The following is an 18,458-nucleotide window of genomic DNA, read 5'->3' as shown; positions in this document are numbered from 1 at the left end:
AATGAAAAAATTTCTCAACAACCCAGAAAACTTTCTCAAAGAAAGTTTATCCGGTTTAGATAAAGCCCATCAAAATTTATTACAAGTTCACTTTGACCCCACTTTTGTTACCAGAAAATCTATCAATTCCGATAAGGTGATTTTAGTTTCTGGAGGAGGCTCTGGTCATGAGCCATTACATGCTGGATTCATTGGTCATGGCATGTTGGATGCTGCCTGTCCAGGGCACATGTTTACATCCCCTACTCCTGATCAAATGATGGCAGCTGTAGATTTTTGTAAACCTAATAAAGGAGCCTTATTTGTCGTTAAAAATTATTCAGGTGATGTCATGAATTTTGAAATGGCCGCTGAAATGACATCATATGAGAATGCCTCGATATTGGTGAATGATGATGCTGCGGTGATTGATTCGAGTTACACCACCGGGAAAAGAGGTGTGGCAGGGACGGTCATTGTTGAGAAAATTGTAGGCAGTCTCGCTGAAAATGGAGGTGATTTAAAATCGTGCGTGGATTTGGGGAATGAAGTTAACCAGCGATGTTCTTCAATCGGTGTTGCCTTATCGAGTTGTACTATTCCAGAGGCTGGTAAGCCCACTTTTGATATTGAGGATGACCAGATTGAATTCGGTGTTGGTATTCATGGTGAGCCTGGCCGAAGACGAGAACAAATCAGACCTGCGCAATCAATTGTGAAAGACATGATCGAGGCCATTATTGAAGATTTTAAAGGTAAAAATCTAGCCCTTCCAAAAAACACAGAGCTTCTAATGATTGTCAATGGTTTTGGTGGGACCCCGCTCTCAGAGTTGTATCTGATATATGAGAATGCATGTGAAATTCTGACTGGTTACCAATTAAATGTAGTGAGATCATTAGTGGGAAATTACACAACCGCCCTCGATATGGAGGGCGCCTCAGTGACGTTGTGTATATTAAATGACCACATCAAAAACCATTGGGATACACCAGTACATACCGCAAGTCTTCGATGGGGTATCTAAATGTCGTTAAAATCTATTAAAAGTTATTAAAAGTACGTTAAATTAACTTATCTCAGAAATAAAAACCAGACCAAAATAGTTCACCATGAACATCATGACCAGGAAAATGATAGTGAAATATTTGCCCTCTTTTCGTGATTCATCAACAAAAAAGGTGATTTTTGGGATGTTTAGTAAGATAAGGAAATTAAAGGCAGCTAACATGGCTATCCAAAATTCTGCCATAAAACGATCCGTGAAAAAGAAAAGTACCACAGCAATCACCAATGCTGCATAAAATGATTTTCTCCATGTGGTTTGACTATTTTTAATTTCAGTAATAATTTTTTTCATTTCAGTTACCTTTTAACTGTGATAAATTTTGTTCGTTTTGCTTCTTATATTCAACCTGATATTCGTCACAAAAGTCATCCATATTATCTTGGCTCTTGTTAATTGATTCCAACACTTTGGCTGAGTCATATTTTTTCTCTAATTCGAGTGACTGCTGTTGCCCCTTTGCTCGATCATTAATAGGTAACATATGAATAGCCATTCCTTTGCACACTTGGGAATTAACGATCTCAATATCAGGACAATAATTTGATTGAATAAATTCACCATCAAGACAGTGATTGATGAAGGCATTAAAGTCATCCATCATCATTTCGGCATAAACTGGGAAAGGTAAAAGCATTAAAAGCAGCCGAAGGCTAATTTTCATTCGCTCTTTCTTGTTGAAGTTTTTCAAAAGCTTTTTGCAGCTCTTCAGGCGACATGGATTCATAATCAATCTCACCCTCTTCTACTTCTTTTTGAGGTGCTTCGCAAAAGTAATTACAGTAGATTGTTGAGATGATTTTATAATTAATAGCTAACCAGATAATGACCATTAGCAAAATACTTACTCGAATTAACAATCTTTTCACATTCACCTCAGCTTCTTCAAAAAGTTTGACAACATATTATACAAAATACTTAAGCAGGTAAAACCTTTAAATAAAAAAATGTCATATACATGTAATCATTAAACTTCTATGGCACAATACGGTCCATAAAAAAAATTTATTAAAAAGAGTTTTATATGGCTTCAGACTTTAACTATCTCAAAGATCACTTTCCCAAAAACTTCAATCAAACTGTGATGGAGCATCAGGCGGTCAATAAGGTACTGACCTTTTGCAATAAAGATACGCAATTTTTATTGTTTACCGGCATGTTCCACGAAGTCAATGGCGGTAAGGGTATTACCGATGATTTAGAAGTTTATTTTGTTAACTATTTAGCAGACCAACTCAAGTTAACCGCATTTGGTCGCGCTGCTGCCTATGTTTTAGAGGACCAAACCAAATTTATTGGTTATGACATTAAGAGTACGGATAATGAAATGTGGTCTCAACAAAATATATTTGAAGCTAACGATGAGGGTCAAGTTACTAAGGTCATTGATAAATTTAGTAATACGAGTGACACCAACCCCATTTGCCCATTAGTCAGTCGCTACTTTGAAAAAATTGATTTTCCGGAAGACACGCTTGAATTCTTAAAAAATCTTCATGCTCAAGTGACGCCAAGCCTGATTGAAATTAAACGCGCCTAAATGACTTTACAAATTCTAACTGAGTTGGCAGATTTGACTGCCTTCTCCAAAGAATTTTTGACACATCACTGGATTTAGAAATACTAAAGCTACGTAAATTACGACAAAGGCTATTAGTCCGTATTTAAGATTTTTTTTCATGCTCTTTATGTTATCCATATAAATATCAAAATCAAGCCGTAAATTTCAACTCAACAGTGTAGAATCAAATCTCCTAAAATAGTCAACAAAGATCCCTATGCAATATACAGTGAATGAAATCAAAACTAATCTCTTAAGTGGGCTCACAGTGGCGCTGGCCATGGTTCCTGAGGCAATCGCATTTGCCCTCATCGCTCATGTGTCACCTTTGACCGGACTTTATGCAGCCATTATCGTGTGCTTAATTACCTCAGTTTTTGGTGGACGTCCAGGAATGATTTCTGGAGCCACAGGGGCGTTGGCTGTAGTAATGGTCGGTTTAGTAGTCAATCATGGGGTTGAGTATTTATTTGCTACTGTTATTTTAATGGGCCTTTTTCAGCTGGTCTTTGCTTTATTTCGTTTAGGTAAATTTATTCGCATGGTCCCCTATCCAGTGATGTTAGGGTTTGTAAACGGATTAGCAATTGTGATTTTTCTTGCTCAATTTAATCATTTTAAGATAACTGATGAGTCTGGAACCAGTCAATGGATGAGTGGCGCTGCTCTTTATACTATGGTGGGACTAACGTTATTAACAGCGTTATTAATCTATGTAATTCCAAAAGTGACAAAAATTACCCCAGCACCTCTGGGAGCAATCGGTATTGTTTCATTTATCACCATATTTTTTAATCTTGACACCAAAACCGTGGCCGATCTTGGAGCCATTGGCGGCAATCTTCCGATCTTTCAGATCCCTGTCTTAGATTATAATTTTGAGACTTTTCGAATCATCACTCCTTATGCCCTACTTTTGGCCGCGATTGGTTTAATTGAAACCCTGCTCACATTAAATCTGATTGATGACATGACAGAAACGCGTGGGAGACCGAATCGAGAGTCTATGGCTCAAGGTGCAGCGAATATTCTCACCGGCTTTTTTGGCGGCATGGGCGGTTGCGCCATGATTGGTCAAAGCATGATCAACATTAACAATGGTGCCCTGAAAAGATTATCTGGCATCGCAACGGCTGTTTTTTTAGCTTCTTTTATTCTTTTTTTATCTGACTGGATTGAAATGATTCCTCTAGCTGCTTTAATTGGGGTAATGTTTGTCGTGGCTGAAAAAACATTTGAATGGGGAAGTCTAAGGCTGTTTGGCAAAGTACCGAAAGAGGATATTATTGTCGGCCTTCTAGTTGGTGGTATCACCATTATTGCTGACTTGGCTATTGCGGTAATTGTAGGTGTGATTGTCTCAGCTCTATTTTTTGCTTGGGATCATGCAAAAAAAATTAATGTAAAAGAAAAAACAAATAAAAAAGGATGGAAGATTTATGAATTAAGTGGCACGCTTTTCTTTGCCTCTGTTCAAAATTTTCAAGACCTATTTGACCATAAGAATGACCCGAAAGATGTGATCATAGATTTTAATAACTCAAAGGTGGTTGATCACTCCGCAATTATGGCAATCGATAACATTGCTAATAAGTATAAGAAAGTAGGTAAAAAACTTCACTTAGTGCATTTGAGTCCTGAATGTTTAGAAATTTTAGATACCGCTAAAGACATGGTTGAAGTGAACCTGCTGGAAGATCCAAAATATCATATTGCCGATGACAAATTAGCTTAAATTAAAATGTTTAAACTTAATAAAATATTGGCACAACATAATAGTTTATAGTAGAATACCGACTTCTAAATGATGTCCCCATCGTCTAGAGGCCTAGGACACTGCCCTTTCACGGCGGCAACAGGGGTTCGAATCCCCTTGGGGACGCCAATCAATTAAATTCAAGTGAAAAAAAATTACTTTATTTTAAATAATAAAAAACCACCCGAAGGTGGTCTTTTAAATAAATTTCTTGCCTAAGTTTACTCCGCAGTGATTTTATAAATCTTGCCTTCATCAACCGCAGCATATAACGCTCCATCCGGACCCATAGTTAAGCCTCTAAATCTTTCGCTAAAGCCCATAGGCATGGTAATTACACCACGGATAGCTTTGCCATCATCTGTCAGATCAATGACGTCAATCCTAGCCCCGGCTGGCGTATCTCCAAAAGCAATACCCATAACACCAACAACGAGCCTATTTTCCCATTTACCCCACTGTTTTCCGGTTAAGAATGCAGCAGAGCCTGTTCCTTGAGATAGTCCCATGTTGTTCCATGTTGGATACATTAAGTCTTTGAAGCGAGTATCACTCATTGGTGTAAATGCACCCCTGACTGCAGGATCCATACCTTCTTTTTGATTTGGCATATAACCACAGTAATCATCAGGACAATCACCTCGACCACCTACATTTGGTGCTGGATCCCAGCCTCCGTTTTTACCATTTTCAAGCAAAGTAATTTCATCATTGTGCCAAGGACCATGTTCCGCGGTAAACACTTGATTTTTCTTAGGATGGAAAGCGATACCTTGCACGCTACGATGTCCATAAGTATAAATTCTCTTATCAAAACCTTTTGGAGGTTTATTTCCTTTCCAGGCATTACCATCAGTATCAACCCTTAAAACCTTACCGCAGATTAAAGTCGGTGATTGAGGACAGTCGCCCTTATGTCGATCACCGCCTGTTACCCATAACGCACCTTGTTTATCAAATCTGAGTCTTGCTCCATTGTGTGCACCAGGGCCACCAAAAGGATGATCAGATTCAAATGGCTTATATTGAATGTCCGTAATGATGTCATTTCGCTCAGAAACCGACTTAAAATCCTCACTGACTTTAAATCTCATAACAATGTTGCCATTGCAAACATCTTTATTGTCCTTACAACCATCTCCATGATGCTTATTGGATGCAGATGCGACATAAATCATTCTATTTTTTTTGAAATTTGGATCAATCGCTAAACCAAGCATTCCGGCTTGACCTTCGCAAAATAGATCCTCGCCTGCAGATGGGTATCCTTTGCTACCTTTCATACCATATAATTTGTTCACCCCATCTTTCGTGGCAACAGATAAGCCATCACATTTTTCAGTAAAAAACATGGTGTCATTATCAAGAAATGCCATATCCCACGGGTTCTTTAAATCTTTATGGACCTGTTCTACTTTAATTTTAGGTGTATCGTCTGCGAAGGCACTTACAGATAAAGCTGATAAACCAACAATTAAAGACTTTGAAAGCCATTTAATTTTATTACGCATTACAATCTCTCCTTAAAAATTAACTTAATCAAAATTTTGCTCAGATAAATAAGCAGTTAAGTCCGCGATATCTTCATCAGATAATTTTTTTGCATTCATAATCATCAAATCAGAATTAGAACCTACTTTCCTTCCTGCACGATAAGTTTCTAATCTTTTTGTAAGATAGCTAATTTCTTTTCCACCGATCCTTGGGTAACTTGCAAGTCCCATACCCTTAGGACCATGGCAGGTTACACAATTCTTCTCCTTGAACTTTTTTTCACCAATCGCCGCGTCACCTGCATAACTGGATAAAGATAAAGCACAAGATAAAGTTATTAACTTTAGTACAAAAAAACTTTTATTGATCATATTTAATTCCTTACAAAACTTCTATTTCACATTATCATGGAATAACATAAATTGTTAGAAAAATATTCCTGGATTTTATGACTAAAATCATTTCTGTATTTTGTTTGTTATTTTCGATCATAGCTTTTTCGATGGATTTTTTATTTAATGCTCGTGAGGCCATACACAAAGGTTTGGATACAGTTGAAATTAATGATTGTCGATATCAATCACAGCAAGCATTAAATTTTTTAAAATTTGGCGCCTATTCAAACAAGATTGTAGAAGACCATTTAAAACAAGCATCTTCATCAAAAAGTATTAAGAAATGTCATCAATATCTAAAGACTTGCATAGGGTTAATATAACTAAAATGACATATCTTGGATGGTAATATCAAGCAATACAATTAATTTAAGAAGGTTTTAATTGAAAAAAGAAACGGCAAGAAAAATATATCAAAAAAAACGTCAAGAATTATCTTCTTTAAGATTTGAAGAAGATTCGTCTCAAATTATCCGCAACCTAAATGAGTTAATTAAAAAATTTAAGCCAACCTGCATTCATTGCTTCTTAACTATTAATCAAAAAAGCGAGATTAATACCAAGCCCATCATAGAATATTGCTGGAAAAATCATATCGATGTCGTTATTCCCGTCACTGACTTCTCAAACAATATGTTAAAAAATGCCAAATTTGAACCGAGTACTAAAACAGCACTCACAAAAAACAATATTCCAGAGCCGATTAATCCCATATGGGCTAATGATAGCGATATTGATTTAGTGATCACACCGCTTTTGGCTTTTGATGCAATGGGACATCGAGTTGGATTTGGCAGAGGATTTTATGACCGTCTTTTTTCATCTTTAAATAATGAGGTAAAGAGAGTTGGGGTGAGTTTTTTTGAGCCTTGTGAAATTTTAGAGGATATCGATAATTATGATATTCCCCTAACTCATTGTGTGACGCCACAAACGACTTATTGCTTTAAAAAAGATAATTAATTTTTTAGATTGCAGGGAGCAAAAATGCTCCCTGAATTATTTATTTTTTAGCAGGCGGGTACGTCTCAGCTTCGGAAGGAAATGCTCCGGAATGGACATCTGCTGCAAATTGATTAACTGCTTTGGTAATGAGCTCTGCACCATTCAGATAGGTTCTCACAAACCTTGGTTTGAAGTCAGTACAAAAACCTAACATATCTGGAAGCACCAGTGCTTGACCGTCTACGTCCAGGCCGGCGCCAACACCCACCACAGGAATCGCCACAGCGTCTCGAACAACCGCTCCAACATGTCGCGGCACAGCTTCCAAAACAATAGCGATGCATCCAAGCTCTTCAAGTGTTTTTGCTTCTTCGATAATTTTTAATTCACTTTCTTTTGTCTTGCCTTGAGGTTTAAATCCACCAATCGCATTATGATGCGTTGGGGTGAGGCCAATATGACCTATCGTAGGTATGCCTGATTCAGACAAATGAGCGTAGAGCTCCTCGTTGCCATCCACACCCTCAATCTTGAGCGCATTAGCACCTGCTTTCATTAAGATTTCGACATTATCTAAGGCGTCATACAAACCCTTTCTGGTGCTCATAAATGGCATGGCAGCAATCAGAAATTTATCTTTTGCGCCCTTCTTTACCGCCCGGGTATGCATGGCGATAGTCTCGACATCACAGTTAATGGTATTTTCATTGCCATGAATCACCATAGACAGGTCATCACCAATCAGAATCCCGTTAATGTCTGTGTCATTGAGAATTTTTGCGCTCCAGTACTCATATGACGTAACAACAACAATTTTCTGACCATCTGCTTTTAATTTTTTAAAAGATTCCAAAACACTCATATCGCAGTCCTTTCTAAAATCCAATATTCATACTAACTGAATATTTCACTAGATGATAGATAACCATATACTATGAATGGTTTTTTTAAGATATAATAACCTTAAAGATTTAATGGTTTTTTGCCACAAGCAGGTTGGCAAAAAGTGACGGTATCCACATACTGTTGAATCTCTGAGGCCCTACATCTCTCCTGGACCTCTTTAAATTTAGAAAAAAATTAATCTTTTTATAATCAATCGCACACAAAAAAATTATTTTCATTATGATGAATATATCTAACAATTTACCAAGAATACTCATATGTCATTTGCTTTAAAACTTGCTGAAAAAAATTTAGTGCCGGACTGGTTAATAAGAATTGGAATTAGAAGCCTATTAAAAGATCGTTTAACCGAAATTTGTTCTGATAGCCCAGAAAATCTCCAAAAACACAAAATAAAATTTGTAAATGAAATGAATCGCTCCCCTATTGCGGTAGACACTAATTTAGCAAATGATCAACATTACGAGGTACCGGCAGATTTTTATCATTATTCACTGGGTATAAATAAAAAATACAGCTCATGTTATTGGAACAACTCGACAAAAACTTTAAACGACGCCGAACAATTAGCTCTGAAAAAGACTTGTGAACATGCGGAGTTAAAAAATGGCCAAAGTATTCTTGAGTTAGGATGTGGATGGGGTTCGTTAACCTTATGGATGGCAAAAAAATATCCTAAATCTAAAATTACAGCCGTTTCTAACTCCCACTCACAACGCAAATATATTGAGAGCCAGGCCAAACAAAGAAAGCTGACTAATGTAAAAATTATTACCTGCAACATGACAGAGTTCGATACAAAATTAAAGTTTGACCGAATTATATCCGTTGAAATGTTTGAGCACATGAGAAACTTTGCTGCGTTATATGAAAAAATTTCAAATTGGCTAAAAAAAGACGGCAAATTCTTTAAACATATCTTTGTGCATAAAAGTGCACCTTATTTGTTCCAGGTTAAAGATAGCAATGACTGGATGAGCAAATATTTTTTTTCAGGGGGTATGATGCCGTCAATTGATCTACCCCTTTACTTTCAAAGCTCCCTTAAGATAGAACAACAATGGCTTTGGGATGGAACACATTACGCCAAAACAGCTAGAGAGTGGCTGAATAATACAGATAAAAATAAAAAAGAAATCATAAATATCTTCAAAGACTGTTATGGGTCTGATCAAGCAGAACTTTGGCTACAAAGGTGGAGAATATTTTTTATGGCCTGTGAGGAACTTTGGAATTACGACCATGGTCAAGAATGGATGGTTGCTCATTACCTTTTTTCTAAATGAAACATAAGCTGATTAACTTTGTTCTGTTTCAGAGTATCTGGTTTATCTTTATTCTCTCAGCTGCTCATGACTCGTTATATGGCGCACTGGTGGGTTTTTGTTTATTAACACTCCAATATCTCCACGGTAAAAAATTATTTGCAGACTGCGTCCTGATTGTTTTAGCGATCATAATTGGATTCATTCATGATGGACTTCTAAAATACTTTAATTTTATTATATATCATATTGTTTTTATTGATTTTTATTCACCTATTTGGATTATTGGTTTATGGATATCTTTTGCTTTAACCATTAATCATTCACTTGCTTGGTTGCAAAATAAACCTGCACTTCAAATCTTTTTTGGTCTGATAGGTGGACCTCTTGCTTATCTTGCTGGCGAAAAACTTGGAGCAATTACTCTGAGTCATGAATACACCCTATATATTTTAGCTTTGTGCTGGGCTGTAGTAACTCCAGTTTTGTTTAAATTTTATGCAAAAGGCAAATAAATGAACGTTTATTTAGACGCATTACTTTTTTCTTTGTTGTTTGGTTTGGTTGGATGGATTTATTCCTTCGTAAAAACTAATGTCAATATTGTTGACTCCATGTGGAGCCTATTCTTTATCATCAACATTGCCTGTTTTGCCCAAACTAATAGCATTTCTGATAACCAGTGGATGATCTATGTCTTGCTTGTTATCTGGGCGGTGCGACTGTCCGCTTATTTATGTATCAGAAATGCAAATAAACCTGAAGATTCGCGTTATCAAGATATACGCCGTAATTATTCGCCTCATTTTCCCTTGAAAAGCTTATTTATTATCTTTATCTTTCAGGCTGTTTTAGCACTAATTATTTCTTATCCACTGTATTACATATTCAATCCCATTGATGAGCAAGGGTGGAGTTTTCTGATGCCACTGAGTTACCTCATGATAGCTATTGGCATACTTTATGAGACCATAGCTGATTACCAACTGTATAAATTCAAAAAAACCAACGCGTCAGGCGAGGTGTGTAATTCAGGCTTATGGAGATACTCGAGACATCCTAATTATTTTGGTGAATTGTTAATCACATGGGGTATTTTTGTTAATGCGATTCAATTTGGACATATTTTTATCATCATCTCTCCCCTTTTAATGACCTACTTCCTCTTTAAGTTTTCTGGAGCAGGTTTAATGGAAGAAACCATTATTAATCGTAAACCAAAATATAAAAAATACATTCAATCCACTAATTCAATCCTGCCATGGTTACCCAAAGAGTCATAAGTTTTTTTTCTATGATGCTATTGTGCTGTAGCATCTATGCTGAACAAATAAATTTCCAAGTTCAATTAAATGACAAGGATATTGGTTTTCATGAATTTAATGTACAAAACGATACAATTAGTAATAAAGCTCAATTCGACGTGAAGTTATGGTTTATACCGGCCTATAAGTACCGTCACACAGCAACAGAAGTATATAAAGATAATTGTCTAATTCAATTAGAAAGCGAAACTCAAGATGGTGCCGATTTTTTTGAATTATCAAGCCTTGCGGACTCTGCATTTTTCAAAATTAAGGTAAATGATAAAGATTACAATCACCCTGCATGCTCACAAACCTTTCGGTATTGGGACATACAATTTACAGAACAGAATCTTGCCATCAATCCTCAAGATGGTGAAATTTTTAAATTAACATTCATAAAAGATGAAGACGAAGAAGTGAAGACCAAAACAAATACATTTTTAGCCAATAAATACACCCTTCGTGCCATTAATGATCAGGATGAAAAATTTCACATCGAACTTTGGTACGAACAAAAATCCAAAAAATGGATTAAACTTAAATCTTATTTAAAAGATGATAACGTCATCACCTATATACTGAATGACTAAATCAACAATGAATCAAGAAGATCTTTCCCGACTTATCGAAATGGCCTGGGAAGATAGAACTCCATTTGATGCTATTTTTAAACAATATGGCTTAACTGAAAATGAAGTCATGCGTCTCATGCAAAAAAATCTCAAACGATCTTCTTACGTCTTATGGAGAAAAAGAGTTAAAGAGATTGGTTTAAAGCACCAAAAAAAACGTGGATTTTTGACTTCTAATGCGTATGCGAGCAATCAATACAAGCCAAAGTAACATAACTTATTTAGAAATGATTCTCCATTGTTTGGGGCCGCTCGTATGAATTGAATTTCCTTCTTGATCGACAGCTACAGTAACAGGCATATCTTTGACCTCAAATTCATAAATAGCCTCCATACCAAGTTCTTCAAAAGCTATTTTTTGTGCTTTCTTAATAGCTTTGGAAACTAGAAATGCTGCGCCACCAACCGCAATCATATAAATCGCTTTATTTTTCTTAATCATCTCAATCGTCTGCTGACCTCTTTCGGCTTTGCCAATCATACCGATCACCTCTTGATTAAGAATAGATTCAGTAAATTTATCCATCCTGGTTGCCGTTGTGGGACCTGCTGGTCCGACTGCCTCATCTTGAATGGGATCAACTGGGCCAACATAATAGATCACTCTATTTTTTAAATCCACTGGAAGCTGTTCACCATTAGCAATCATAGACTCAATCCGTTTATGTGCGGCATCTCTAGCGGTAAGAATTTTTCCACTCAGCAATAAAGTGTCGCCTGCTTTAAATTGACTCATCCGCTCTTTTGTTAATGAATCAAGATCAACTGCAATCGCATTCTCATTTGCTTGCCATTCTTCTTTTGGATAAAAGTCTAACTTGGGAGGAACAAACTCAGCAGGACCATTTCCATCGAGCTTAAAGTGAATGTGTCTTGTGGCCGCACAATTTGGAATAATAGCAACCGGAAGCGATGCCGCATGCGTTGGAAAATCATTAATTTTTACATCCAAAACAGTGGTGATACCACCTAGGCCTTGAGCCCCAATTCCAAGCTGATTAATTTTTTCATACAATTCAAGTCGTAATTCATCCACCCTTGATTTGGCGCCTTTATCTATTAACTCTTGGATATCAATGGATTCCATTAAAGACTCTTTCGCCATAATCACAGCTTTTTCCGCAGTGCCGCCAACACCTATTCCAAGAACACCTGGTGGACACCAGCCAGCACCTAAAGTAGGAATGAGATCAAGAATGTAACCCACCAGATCATCAGATGGATTCATCATTTTTAAATGCGCTTTATTCTCTGACCCTCCTCCCTTGGCTGCAATCTTAAAGTCTATCGAGCGACCTTTAACCAGTCGAGTATGAATCACAGCAGGTGTATTATTCTTCGTATTTTTCCTTAACCCTAATGGATCCTCAACAATTGAAGCTCTTAGGGGATTTTCAGGATTTAAATAAGCCTCGGCAACACCTTGATTAATTAAATCATCGATTGTCTGGTCACCCTCAAATTCCACATCCATGCCGACCTCAACAAAAATAGTTACAATACCCGTGTCTTGACACAGAGGTCTCTTGCCTAAAGCTGATAATTTTGAACTCGTTAATATTTGCAACATGGCATCTTTAGCTGGTTTTGATTCTTCCTTCTGGTATGCTGCAGTCATCGCTTGAATGAAATCTTCGGAGTGATAATAGGATATGTACTGCAGCGCGTCACTGACGCTAGAAATAATATCTTGGTTTTTAATCATAGTTTAGCGAACCGTTGATTGAGAGACTGCAATAGATTTATCAATATTTTTTCTTAATATTTTACCATTTTTAGTTTTAGGAAATTCATGGGCAATGTAAATGGTTTTTGGAGCCTTGTAAGCGGCTAAATGATTTTGTCCAAACTTAAGAAGCTCATTAGGATCTGGCTGTTTGCCTTCATGTGGCAGAATATAAGTCACTACTAATAATTTATCTTTTTCAATTTCTTCCCCAATCGCTGCACAATCAGCCACATCAGGATGAGATTTAAATACACGCTCAATTTCATATGGAGACACACGGTAACCAAAGCTTTTAATGATGTCGTCTTTTCTTCCTAAAAACCAAATATAGCCATCCTCATCATATTTCGCATAATCGCCTGTAAAGAACCAACCGCTATGTAAATGCTTATCTGTTTCTTCGGGTAAATTCCAATACCTTAAAAATAAACCTGGGTCACTATCAGGAACACATATCATCCCCTCTTCCCCTGTTTTAACCTCTTCTAAGGTGTCAGGATTTATTAATTTAATATCATGTCCTGGTTGAGGAAAGCCTGCTGAGCCTGGACGGATGGGGTTGTATTTATTCTCAGAAAGATAATATGAAAATTCGGACATACCTACCGCTTCAAAAATATCTTGGTTAAATCTGTCTCTCCATTGATTTAGCACCTCATCAGATAAATGCTCACCGGCGCTCATACAATACCTTAATGACGGAACATCTTCAGCCTTAAAGTCAGTCTTTTGTAAGATCTGTCGATAAATCGTTGGGACTCCAATAAAAATTGTGGCACTGTGTTTTTTGATCAACTTCATCCATGTGTCTGCATGATTTTTTCCTTCAAACACCACGATAGTTTTTCCTAGATGGAGTGGATCCATCAACCCAGACCCCAAAACATATGTCCAATTAAATTTCCCTGAGTGAACAATACGATCATCTTGGCCTTCAAAGTCAAACCAATATTGTGATGCAGGCTTTCTCCCAATAATAGCTCGATGGGCATGTAAAACTCCCTTTGGATAGCCTGTAGTCCCTGAAGTATAGACTAGGTATGCCGGGTCATTCGCCTTGGTGTTTACAGAAAAATCAATTTTTTTTATCTTTTCGATTTCTTGTTGCATATCAAAAATATGAAATTTTTCTGACTTTTCAATATCCCCAACCCCTGTCAAGAAAATGTATTTCAGTTGTGGAGGAAGATTATGCCCCTGTAACGATTTCCACATGGATTTGTCCGTGACCAAAGCGGTGGCTTGAGAATCATTAGCTAAGTAAACAACCTCTTCTGCTGTTAATAAAGTTGAAGTAGGTACGGAAACATATCCGGCCTTCATGGCGCCTAAAAAAGAGATGGGGTATTCAAGAGAATTTGGTAGACGAATAAGAACTCTGTCTTCACTTTGTAAACCTAAATTGATCAGACATTGAGCAAACCGATCCGTTTTTATGGCCAATTCTTTGAAACTAATTTGGTCAGTGCCAAGCTCATCATTCTCAACAATCATGGCCAATTTATTTTCAAATTCTGTTCCAAGATGAATAGACGAACATAGTTGACCAATATTTATTTCCTCAGGAACATTCCATTCCCACTCAAACTTTTGAATCATTATAGTATTGCTCCATAAGGCCAGTTTTCACGAATGACTTGAGCTGGTAATTTATTCAAAACACTAATCGCAAAATCTGTATCTTCTTGATTTAAGGCTCTGAGAGCATGCGCTCTTAAGAGTGTCTGCAATGCTTTACCAAACATCGGAGGATCAAGCATTTCCCCCTCAAATTTAATTGCACCACCAAGCAATGCATCCGCTTCAATCGCAGCTTTTAATACTCTTATTCTCAGATTAATTTCTGTTGGGGATGGGGTGTATGCTACTTTACATAGATGAATGTGTCCTGGATGAATCACCTGTTTTCCTGTCAATCCTTTTTCTGCTTCAGTCACTGCGTGACGATAAACGATGCGTGACTCGTCATCACCGTGCAAATCTAACCAGCGGCGAACATCATGTGGCTCAATAAATTTTTCTGGCATGATATGTTCACCAATTAAAGTTTCGACTCCTCCAATAACCCCTTTACCGGCGATTCGAGCTTCAAACATAATTTGATTTAAAAAATAAGTCAGCTCCTCAATCCAATTGGTAGGCGTAATATTGATGCCCATGGCTTTGGAAAAATCGTGAATACCAAACACCACATGTTTTACCGTGTTATAGGACATTAAGTCAGGAACGATTTTTAACGATCTTGGATGTTCAATAATTGGCTGAATCGTGATTTTTGGATTAAGGTCTAAGAGAATGCTTGATAAATCTCTCACCTCAGCAGAGCCATAGGCTTCACCTGCTTTAGCCAGCATGACGACGTCAACATAATCAGACACCACTTTTAATAAAGTAATATCTTTTTCAAACTCCGTTGTTCTGAATGGATTGATTCTGATAGCAATTTGCACATCCGGTCTGGATTTTCTTAAACCACCTAGCTCTAATTTTAATAGCTCTCGACTTAATTCTTTTTTACTACATCCATCTTCCAAATCAAAAATTAGAGTGTGAGCAATGGTTTGGTGAGCGTGTTTCTTAAACCTTGCTGACGCAGCCTCTAAATCCTCGTAAGTACTATTAGAGGGTGAATATTTCACAGGAGGGTAATACAGCTGAATTCCAGGCCAAAACCCGCCAAATAAATCTGACTCTATTTTTGAGATATTTTTTTCATTAATCATCACTCACCTCTTCTTTGATCAACTCTCTTAAATTTCGTGTAGATAAAATATTCCATAGATCATTGTCTTGTTTTTTTAATATTTTTAATAAAGCGTTCTTCTCAACTAACGACAACGACTCATATTCGTTTTGATAAAAATCTCCCAACACAAGATCAAGCTCTAGCAAGCCTCTTCTGCTTTTATATCGAATAACATGATCAATGTTCACGAAGACTCCTTTTTAAGTGAAAATATTTTCTTCACAGATGATTTTTTTCTTTTAAACTGCAATTCCTTAATGCCAGATATTGCTTTTGCGGGACTTAATCCTTTAGGGCAAACATCAGCGCAATTCATAATGTTATGGCAACGAAACAAACGGTCTTCATGATCTAAAAATTCTAAACGCTCCTCGCCACCTTGATCTCGAGAATCCGCTAAGAATCGATAGGATTGCAGTAATGCTGCAGGTCCCATAAATTTATCTGGTCCCCACCAGAAAGATGGGCAGGAGGTGGTACACGCACCACACAAAATACATTCGTATAATCCATCTAGCTTTTTACGATCTTCAGGAGATTGAAGTCTTTCAGTTTTAGGGGCCTCTTCATTGTTAATGAAATATGGCTTCACATCATGATAGTTTTTGAAAAATTGATCCATATCCACAATTAAATCTTTGATCACAGGAAGTCCTGGCATCGGGCGAATCACTACTGGCTCTTTCAAATCCTTTAATTTGGTAACACAGGCTAAACCATTCTTTCCATTAATATTCATCCCGTCAGATCCACAGACACCTTCGCGACACGATTTTCTTAATGTCAAGGTTTCATCTTGTTGTTTTATCTTCATCAAAGCATCTAATAGCATCTGATCACCATCATCTAAATCAACCTCATATTTTTTCATGTAAGGTTTTTTATCAACCTCTGGGTCAAATCGATATACTGAAAACTTCATAATTAATACACCCTTTTTTTAAGTGGGAAAGATTCCACTGTTAATGGTTTTAAATTGACCGGACGATAACCAATGGTATTGGTTTGTGAGTAGTACAAGGTATGTTTTAACCATTGCTCATCATTTCTATCTTCAAAATCAGACCGACAGTGAGCACCTCGACTTTCCTCACGAGCATGAGCAGATTCAATCGTGGCTTTAGCAACTTCAATAAGATTTTTTAATTCTAGAGCGTCAATTCTTGCTGTATTGAAGATATTGCTGTTGTCTGCAATTTGTAACCTTTCGGAACGTTCTGCAATGTCATGAATTTTTTTCACCCCTTCTTTTAATAACTCAGGAAATCTAAATACGCCACAATGCTGTTGCATTGTTGAGCGCAAATCATTTCCTAGCTGGACTATATTTTCAGAACCTTTGCTTTGTGTATTCAAGGATGCCACTCTTTGCTGTGTAAATTCAATAGCTTCTTTAGGAATGTCTGGATATTTTGCTTTTTGATCAATGGAATCAATCACATGCAGCCCTGCAGCCCTGCCAAATACAATTAGATCAAGGAGTGAATTTGAGCCTAATCGATTAGCGCCATGAACAGAAACGCATGCACATTCACCGACGGCATAAAAATTTTTAACTTGATCGCCAGAATCATTTTTTCTAACCTGACCATGTAAATTTGTTGGAATACCACCCATCATATAATGTACAGTAGGCACAACAGGAATAGGATCTTTGATTGGATCGGCATTAGCAAATTTAATTGCGATCTCACGTATGCCGGGCAATTTCTCATTAATTTTATCTTCTCCGAGATGGGCAAGTTGTAAATAAACAGCATTTTTATTTTTTCCGACACCCTTGCCATTTTTTATCTCTGTCGCGATTGCTCTAGATACAACATCACGGCCCGCAAGATCTTTAGCATTTGGCGCGTATCGTTCCATAAAACGCTCGCCGTCGGAATTTTCAAGATAACCGCCTTCGCCACGACAACCTTCTGTCACCAACACTCCAGCTCCCGCAATCCCAGTTGGATGAAACTGCCAAAATTCCATGTCCTCCAGAGGAATGTTTGCTCGAGCAGCCATACCTAATCCGTCCCCTGTATTGATATAGGCATTGGTGCTTGCCTCAAATATCCTGCCCGCACCGCCAGTGGCAAAGATTGTTTTTTTGGCCTGAAAGATGGCTAACTGGCCCGTGGCCATCTCATACGCAATGACCCCTAGTACCTCATCATCCTTTGTCTTAATCAGGTCTAATGTGCTCCATTCAATGAAAAACTGAGTGTTATTCTTTACATTTCTTTGATAAAGCGTATGCAACATCGCGTGTCCAGTGCGATCAGCAACGGCACAGGTGCGTGATATGTCTGACTCACCAAAATTTTTAGTCATTCCACCGAATGGTCGTTGATAGATTTTGCCATCTGAGTTTCGGTCAAATGGCATACCGTAATGTTCTAATTCATAGATGGCATCGGCTGCATTTTTGCACATATATTCAATTGCATCCTGATCACCCAAGTAATCTGAGCCCTTAATCGTGTCATACATGTGCCAGATCCATTTATCTTCCGTCACATTCCCAAGTGCTGCAGCTACTCCTCCCTGAGCTGCGACAGTATGAGAACGTGTCGGAAAAACTTTTGATAACACAGCAACATTTAGTCCTGCATCTGAAAGCTGCAGAGCACTTCTTAAACCTGCCCCACCGGCACCAACAACTAAGACATCAAATTTAAAATGCTGCATC

Annotated in this window: 23 protein-coding genes and 1 tRNA gene; 11 read left to right on the top strand and 13 right to left on the bottom strand. The window is 37.4% G+C overall.

The annotated features are described in order from the left end of the window. Nucleotide 1: 1 nt before the first annotated feature. Nucleotides 2–1,006: a dihydroxyacetone kinase gene (locus UZ34_03030; protein AKO64409.1), complete on the top strand. Its 1,005-nt coding sequence runs from the start codon at nt 2–4 to the stop codon at nt 1,004–1,006. A gap of 42 nt (nt 1,007–1,048) precedes the next feature. On the opposite strand, the gene UZ34_03025 is transcribed toward UZ34_03030, so the two are convergent. From UZ34_03025 to UZ34_03015, 3 genes are read right to left on the bottom strand one after another with little or no spacing between them, the layout of a single operon-like run. Continuing rightward, nucleotides 1,049–1,339, bottom strand: coding sequence for a hypothetical protein (locus tag UZ34_03025; protein ID AKO64408.1), 291 nt, complete (start codon nt 1,337–1,339; stop codon nt 1,049–1,051). Between the two features lies 1 nt (nt 1,340). After that, on the bottom strand, nt 1,341–1,709 hold the full coding sequence (locus tag UZ34_03020; GenBank protein ID AKO64407.1) for a hypothetical protein: 369 nt from the start codon (nt 1,707–1,709) through the stop codon (nt 1,341–1,343). After that, entirely contained in the window at nt 1,699–1,878 is a 180-nt protein-coding gene (locus tag UZ34_03015; protein AKO64406.1) for a hypothetical protein, read from the bottom strand. Before UZ34_03015 ends, UZ34_03020 begins: the two co-directional genes overlap by 11 nt. Before the next feature lie 191 nt (nt 1,879–2,069). Here UZ34_03015 and UZ34_03010 point away from each other — a divergent pair, with 191 nt between their 5' ends. From UZ34_03010 to UZ34_03000, 3 genes are all read left to right on the top strand, one after another. Beyond that, nucleotides 2,070–2,585, top strand: coding sequence for a hypothetical protein (locus tag UZ34_03010; protein AKO64405.1), 516 nt, complete (start codon nt 2,070–2,072; stop codon nt 2,583–2,585). A gap of 238 nt (nt 2,586–2,823) precedes the next feature. After that, the gene (locus tag UZ34_03005) at nt 2,824–4,341 is read left to right on the top strand and encodes a sulfate permease (GenBank protein AKO64404.1); all 1,518 of its coding nucleotides are present in this window, start codon (nt 2,824–2,826) and stop codon (nt 4,339–4,341) included. Nucleotides 4,342–4,415: 74 nt separating this feature from the next. After that, nucleotides 4,416–4,491, top strand: a tRNA-Glu gene (locus UZ34_03000). A 92-nt stretch (nt 4,492–4,583) separates the two neighbouring features. Here the strand turns inward: UZ34_03000 and UZ34_02995 are convergent. Together UZ34_02995 and UZ34_02990 are read right to left on the bottom strand one after the other, a co-directional pair. After that, entirely contained in the window at nt 4,584–5,873 is a 1,290-nt protein-coding gene (locus UZ34_02995) for an aldose sugar dehydrogenase (GenBank protein AKO64403.1), read from the bottom strand. Nucleotides 5,874–5,897: 24 nt separating this feature from the next. Continuing rightward, complete coding sequence (locus UZ34_02990) at nt 5,898–6,194, bottom strand: cytochrome C (GenBank protein ID AKO65145.1); 297 nt, start codon at nt 6,192–6,194, stop codon at nt 5,898–5,900. A 110-nt stretch (nt 6,195–6,304) separates the two neighbouring features. On the opposite strand from UZ34_02990, the gene UZ34_02985 reads away from it, so the two are divergent. Beyond that, on the top strand, nt 6,305–6,574 hold the full coding sequence (locus UZ34_02985; GenBank protein AKO64402.1) for a hypothetical protein: 270 nt from the start codon (nt 6,305–6,307) through the stop codon (nt 6,572–6,574). A gap of 61 nt (nt 6,575–6,635) precedes the next feature. Further along, entirely contained in the window at nt 6,636–7,214 is a 579-nt protein-coding gene (locus UZ34_02980) for a 5-formyltetrahydrofolate cyclo-ligase (protein ID AKO64401.1), read from the top strand. Between the two features lie 40 nt (nt 7,215–7,254). Here the strand turns inward: UZ34_02980 and UZ34_02975 are convergent, their stop codons facing one another. Then, nucleotides 7,255–8,058: a 3-methyl-2-oxobutanoate hydroxymethyltransferase gene (locus UZ34_02975; protein ID AKO64400.1), complete on the bottom strand. Its 804-nt coding sequence runs from the start codon at nt 8,056–8,058 to the stop codon at nt 7,255–7,257. A 109-nt stretch (nt 8,059–8,167) separates the two neighbouring features. Next, nucleotides 8,168–8,359 (bottom strand): hypothetical protein, encoded by a 192-nt coding sequence (locus UZ34_02970; protein ID AKO64399.1) that lies wholly within the window; start codon nt 8,357–8,359, stop codon nt 8,168–8,170. Between UZ34_02970 and UZ34_02965 the strand changes: the two genes are divergently transcribed. From UZ34_02965 to UZ34_02945, 5 genes are read left to right on the top strand one after another with little or no spacing between them, the layout of a single operon-like run. Further along, nucleotides 8,360–9,388 carry a cyclopropane-fatty-acyl-phospholipid synthase gene (locus tag UZ34_02965; GenBank protein ID AKO64398.1) on the top strand — a complete coding sequence of 343 codons (1,029 nt, stop codon included), beginning with the start codon at nt 8,360–8,362 and terminating at the stop codon, nt 9,386–9,388. Further along, nucleotides 9,385–9,882, top strand: coding sequence for a hypothetical protein (locus UZ34_02960; GenBank protein ID AKO64397.1), 498 nt, complete (start codon nt 9,385–9,387; stop codon nt 9,880–9,882). Before UZ34_02965 ends, UZ34_02960 begins: the two co-directional genes overlap by 4 nt. After that, nucleotides 9,883–10,650: a hypothetical protein gene (locus UZ34_02955; GenBank protein ID AKO64396.1), complete on the top strand. Its 768-nt coding sequence runs from the start codon at nt 9,883–9,885 to the stop codon at nt 10,648–10,650. Nucleotides 10,651–10,661: 11 nt separating this feature from the next. Next, nucleotides 10,662–11,264, top strand: coding sequence for a hypothetical protein (locus tag UZ34_02950; GenBank protein ID AKO64395.1), 603 nt, complete (start codon nt 10,662–10,664; stop codon nt 11,262–11,264). Between the two features lie 7 nt (nt 11,265–11,271). Continuing rightward, complete coding sequence (locus UZ34_02945; GenBank protein ID AKO65144.1) at nt 11,272–11,517, top strand: fumarylacetoacetate hydrolase; 246 nt, start codon at nt 11,272–11,274, stop codon at nt 11,515–11,517. 6 nt (nt 11,518–11,523) lie between these two features. On the opposite strand, the gene UZ34_02940 is transcribed toward UZ34_02945, so the two are convergent. Genes UZ34_02940 through UZ34_02915 form a run of 6 tightly spaced genes read right to left on the bottom strand, consistent with a single transcriptional unit; the run spans nt 11,524 to nt 18,457 of the window. Then, nucleotides 11,524–13,011, bottom strand: coding sequence for a fumarate hydratase (locus tag UZ34_02940; protein AKO64394.1), 1,488 nt, complete (start codon nt 13,009–13,011; stop codon nt 11,524–11,526). Between the two features lie 3 nt (nt 13,012–13,014). After that, the gene (locus UZ34_02935) at nt 13,015–14,634 is read right to left on the bottom strand and encodes an acetyl-CoA synthetase (GenBank protein AKO64393.1); all 1,620 of its coding nucleotides are present in this window, start codon (nt 14,632–14,634) and stop codon (nt 13,015–13,017) included. Next, complete coding sequence (locus UZ34_02930; protein ID AKO64392.1) at nt 14,634–15,758, bottom strand: aldolase; 1,125 nt, start codon at nt 15,756–15,758, stop codon at nt 14,634–14,636. The genes UZ34_02935 and UZ34_02930 overlap by 1 nt, the downstream gene beginning before the upstream one ends. Continuing rightward, nucleotides 15,751–15,969 (bottom strand): hypothetical protein, encoded by a 219-nt coding sequence (locus UZ34_02925; GenBank protein AKO64391.1) that lies wholly within the window; start codon nt 15,967–15,969, stop codon nt 15,751–15,753. Before UZ34_02925 ends, UZ34_02930 begins: the two co-directional genes overlap by 8 nt. After that, a complete protein-coding gene (gene sdhB / locus UZ34_02920; protein ID AKO64390.1) occupies nt 15,966–16,703 on the bottom strand; it encodes a succinate dehydrogenase in 738 nt (245 codons plus the stop codon). Before sdhB ends, UZ34_02925 begins: the two co-directional genes overlap by 4 nt. Nucleotides 16,704–16,705: 2 nt before the next feature. Beyond that, a complete protein-coding gene (locus UZ34_02915) occupies nt 16,706–18,457 on the bottom strand; it encodes a fumarate reductase (GenBank protein ID AKO64389.1) in 1,752 nt (583 codons plus the stop codon). Between the last annotated feature and the right edge of the window lies 1 nt (nt 18,458).

The sequence above is a fragment of the Methylophilales bacterium MBRSF5 genome (assembly GCA_001044335.1).
Lineage (GTDB): Bacteria > Pseudomonadota > Gammaproteobacteria > Burkholderiales > Methylophilaceae > BACL14.
This window is presented reverse-complemented; position numbering and strand designations above follow the sequence as displayed.

Bases quoted from the DNA above. Each gene is read 5' to 3' on its own strand.
- UZ34_03020 (AKO64407.1), bottom strand. From the start codon at position 1,709: ATGAAAATTAGCCTTCGGCTGCTTTTAATGCTTTTACCTTTCCCAGTT.
- UZ34_02930 (AKO64392.1), bottom strand. From the start codon at position 15,758: ATGATTAATGAAAAAAATATCTCAAAAATAGAGTCAGATTTATTTGGC.
- UZ34_02970 (AKO64399.1), bottom strand. From the start codon at position 8,359: ATGAGTATTCTTGGTAAATTGTTAGATATATTCATCATAATGAAAATA.
- UZ34_03005 (AKO64404.1), top strand. From the start codon at position 2,824: ATGCAATATACAGTGAATGAAATCAAAACTAATCTCTTAAGTGGGCTC.
- sdhB (AKO64390.1), bottom strand. From the start codon at position 16,703: ATGAAGTTTTCAGTATATCGATTTGACCCAGAGGTTGATAAAAAACCT.
- UZ34_02965 (AKO64398.1), top strand. From the start codon at position 8,360: ATGTCATTTGCTTTAAAACTTGCTGAAAAAAATTTAGTGCCGGACTGG.
- UZ34_02995 (AKO64403.1), bottom strand. From the start codon at position 5,873: ATGCGTAATAAAATTAAATGGCTTTCAAAGTCTTTAATTGTTGGTTTA.
- UZ34_02935 (AKO64393.1), bottom strand. From the start codon at position 14,634: ATGATTCAAAAGTTTGAGTGGGAATGGAATGTTCCTGAGGAAATAAAT.
- UZ34_02985 (AKO64402.1), top strand. From the start codon at position 6,305: ATGACTAAAATCATTTCTGTATTTTGTTTGTTATTTTCGATCATAGCT.
- UZ34_02960 (AKO64397.1), top strand. From the start codon at position 9,385: ATGAAACATAAGCTGATTAACTTTGTTCTGTTTCAGAGTATCTGGTTT.
- UZ34_02945 (AKO65144.1), top strand. From the start codon at position 11,272: ATGAATCAAGAAGATCTTTCCCGACTTATCGAAATGGCCTGGGAAGAT.
- UZ34_03030 (AKO64409.1), top strand. From the start codon at position 2: ATGAAAAAATTTCTCAACAACCCAGAAAACTTTCTCAAAGAAAGTTTA.
- UZ34_02950 (AKO64395.1), top strand. From the start codon at position 10,662: ATGATGCTATTGTGCTGTAGCATCTATGCTGAACAAATAAATTTCCAA.
- UZ34_02975 (AKO64400.1), bottom strand. From the start codon at position 8,058: ATGAGTGTTTTGGAATCTTTTAAAAAATTAAAAGCAGATGGTCAGAAA.
- UZ34_02915 (AKO64389.1), bottom strand. From the start codon at position 18,457: ATGCAGCATTTTAAATTTGATGTCTTAGTTGTTGGTGCCGGTGGGGCA.
- UZ34_03025 (AKO64408.1), bottom strand. From the start codon at position 1,339: ATGAAAAAAATTATTACTGAAATTAAAAATAGTCAAACCACATGGAGA.
- UZ34_03015 (AKO64406.1), bottom strand. From the start codon at position 1,878: ATGGTCATTATCTGGTTAGCTATTAATTATAAAATCATCTCAACAATC.
- UZ34_02940 (AKO64394.1), bottom strand. From the start codon at position 13,011: ATGATTAAAAACCAAGATATTATTTCTAGCGTCAGTGACGCGCTGCAG.
- UZ34_02955 (AKO64396.1), top strand. From the start codon at position 9,883: ATGAACGTTTATTTAGACGCATTACTTTTTTCTTTGTTGTTTGGTTTG.
- UZ34_03010 (AKO64405.1), top strand. From the start codon at position 2,070: ATGGCTTCAGACTTTAACTATCTCAAAGATCACTTTCCCAAAAACTTC.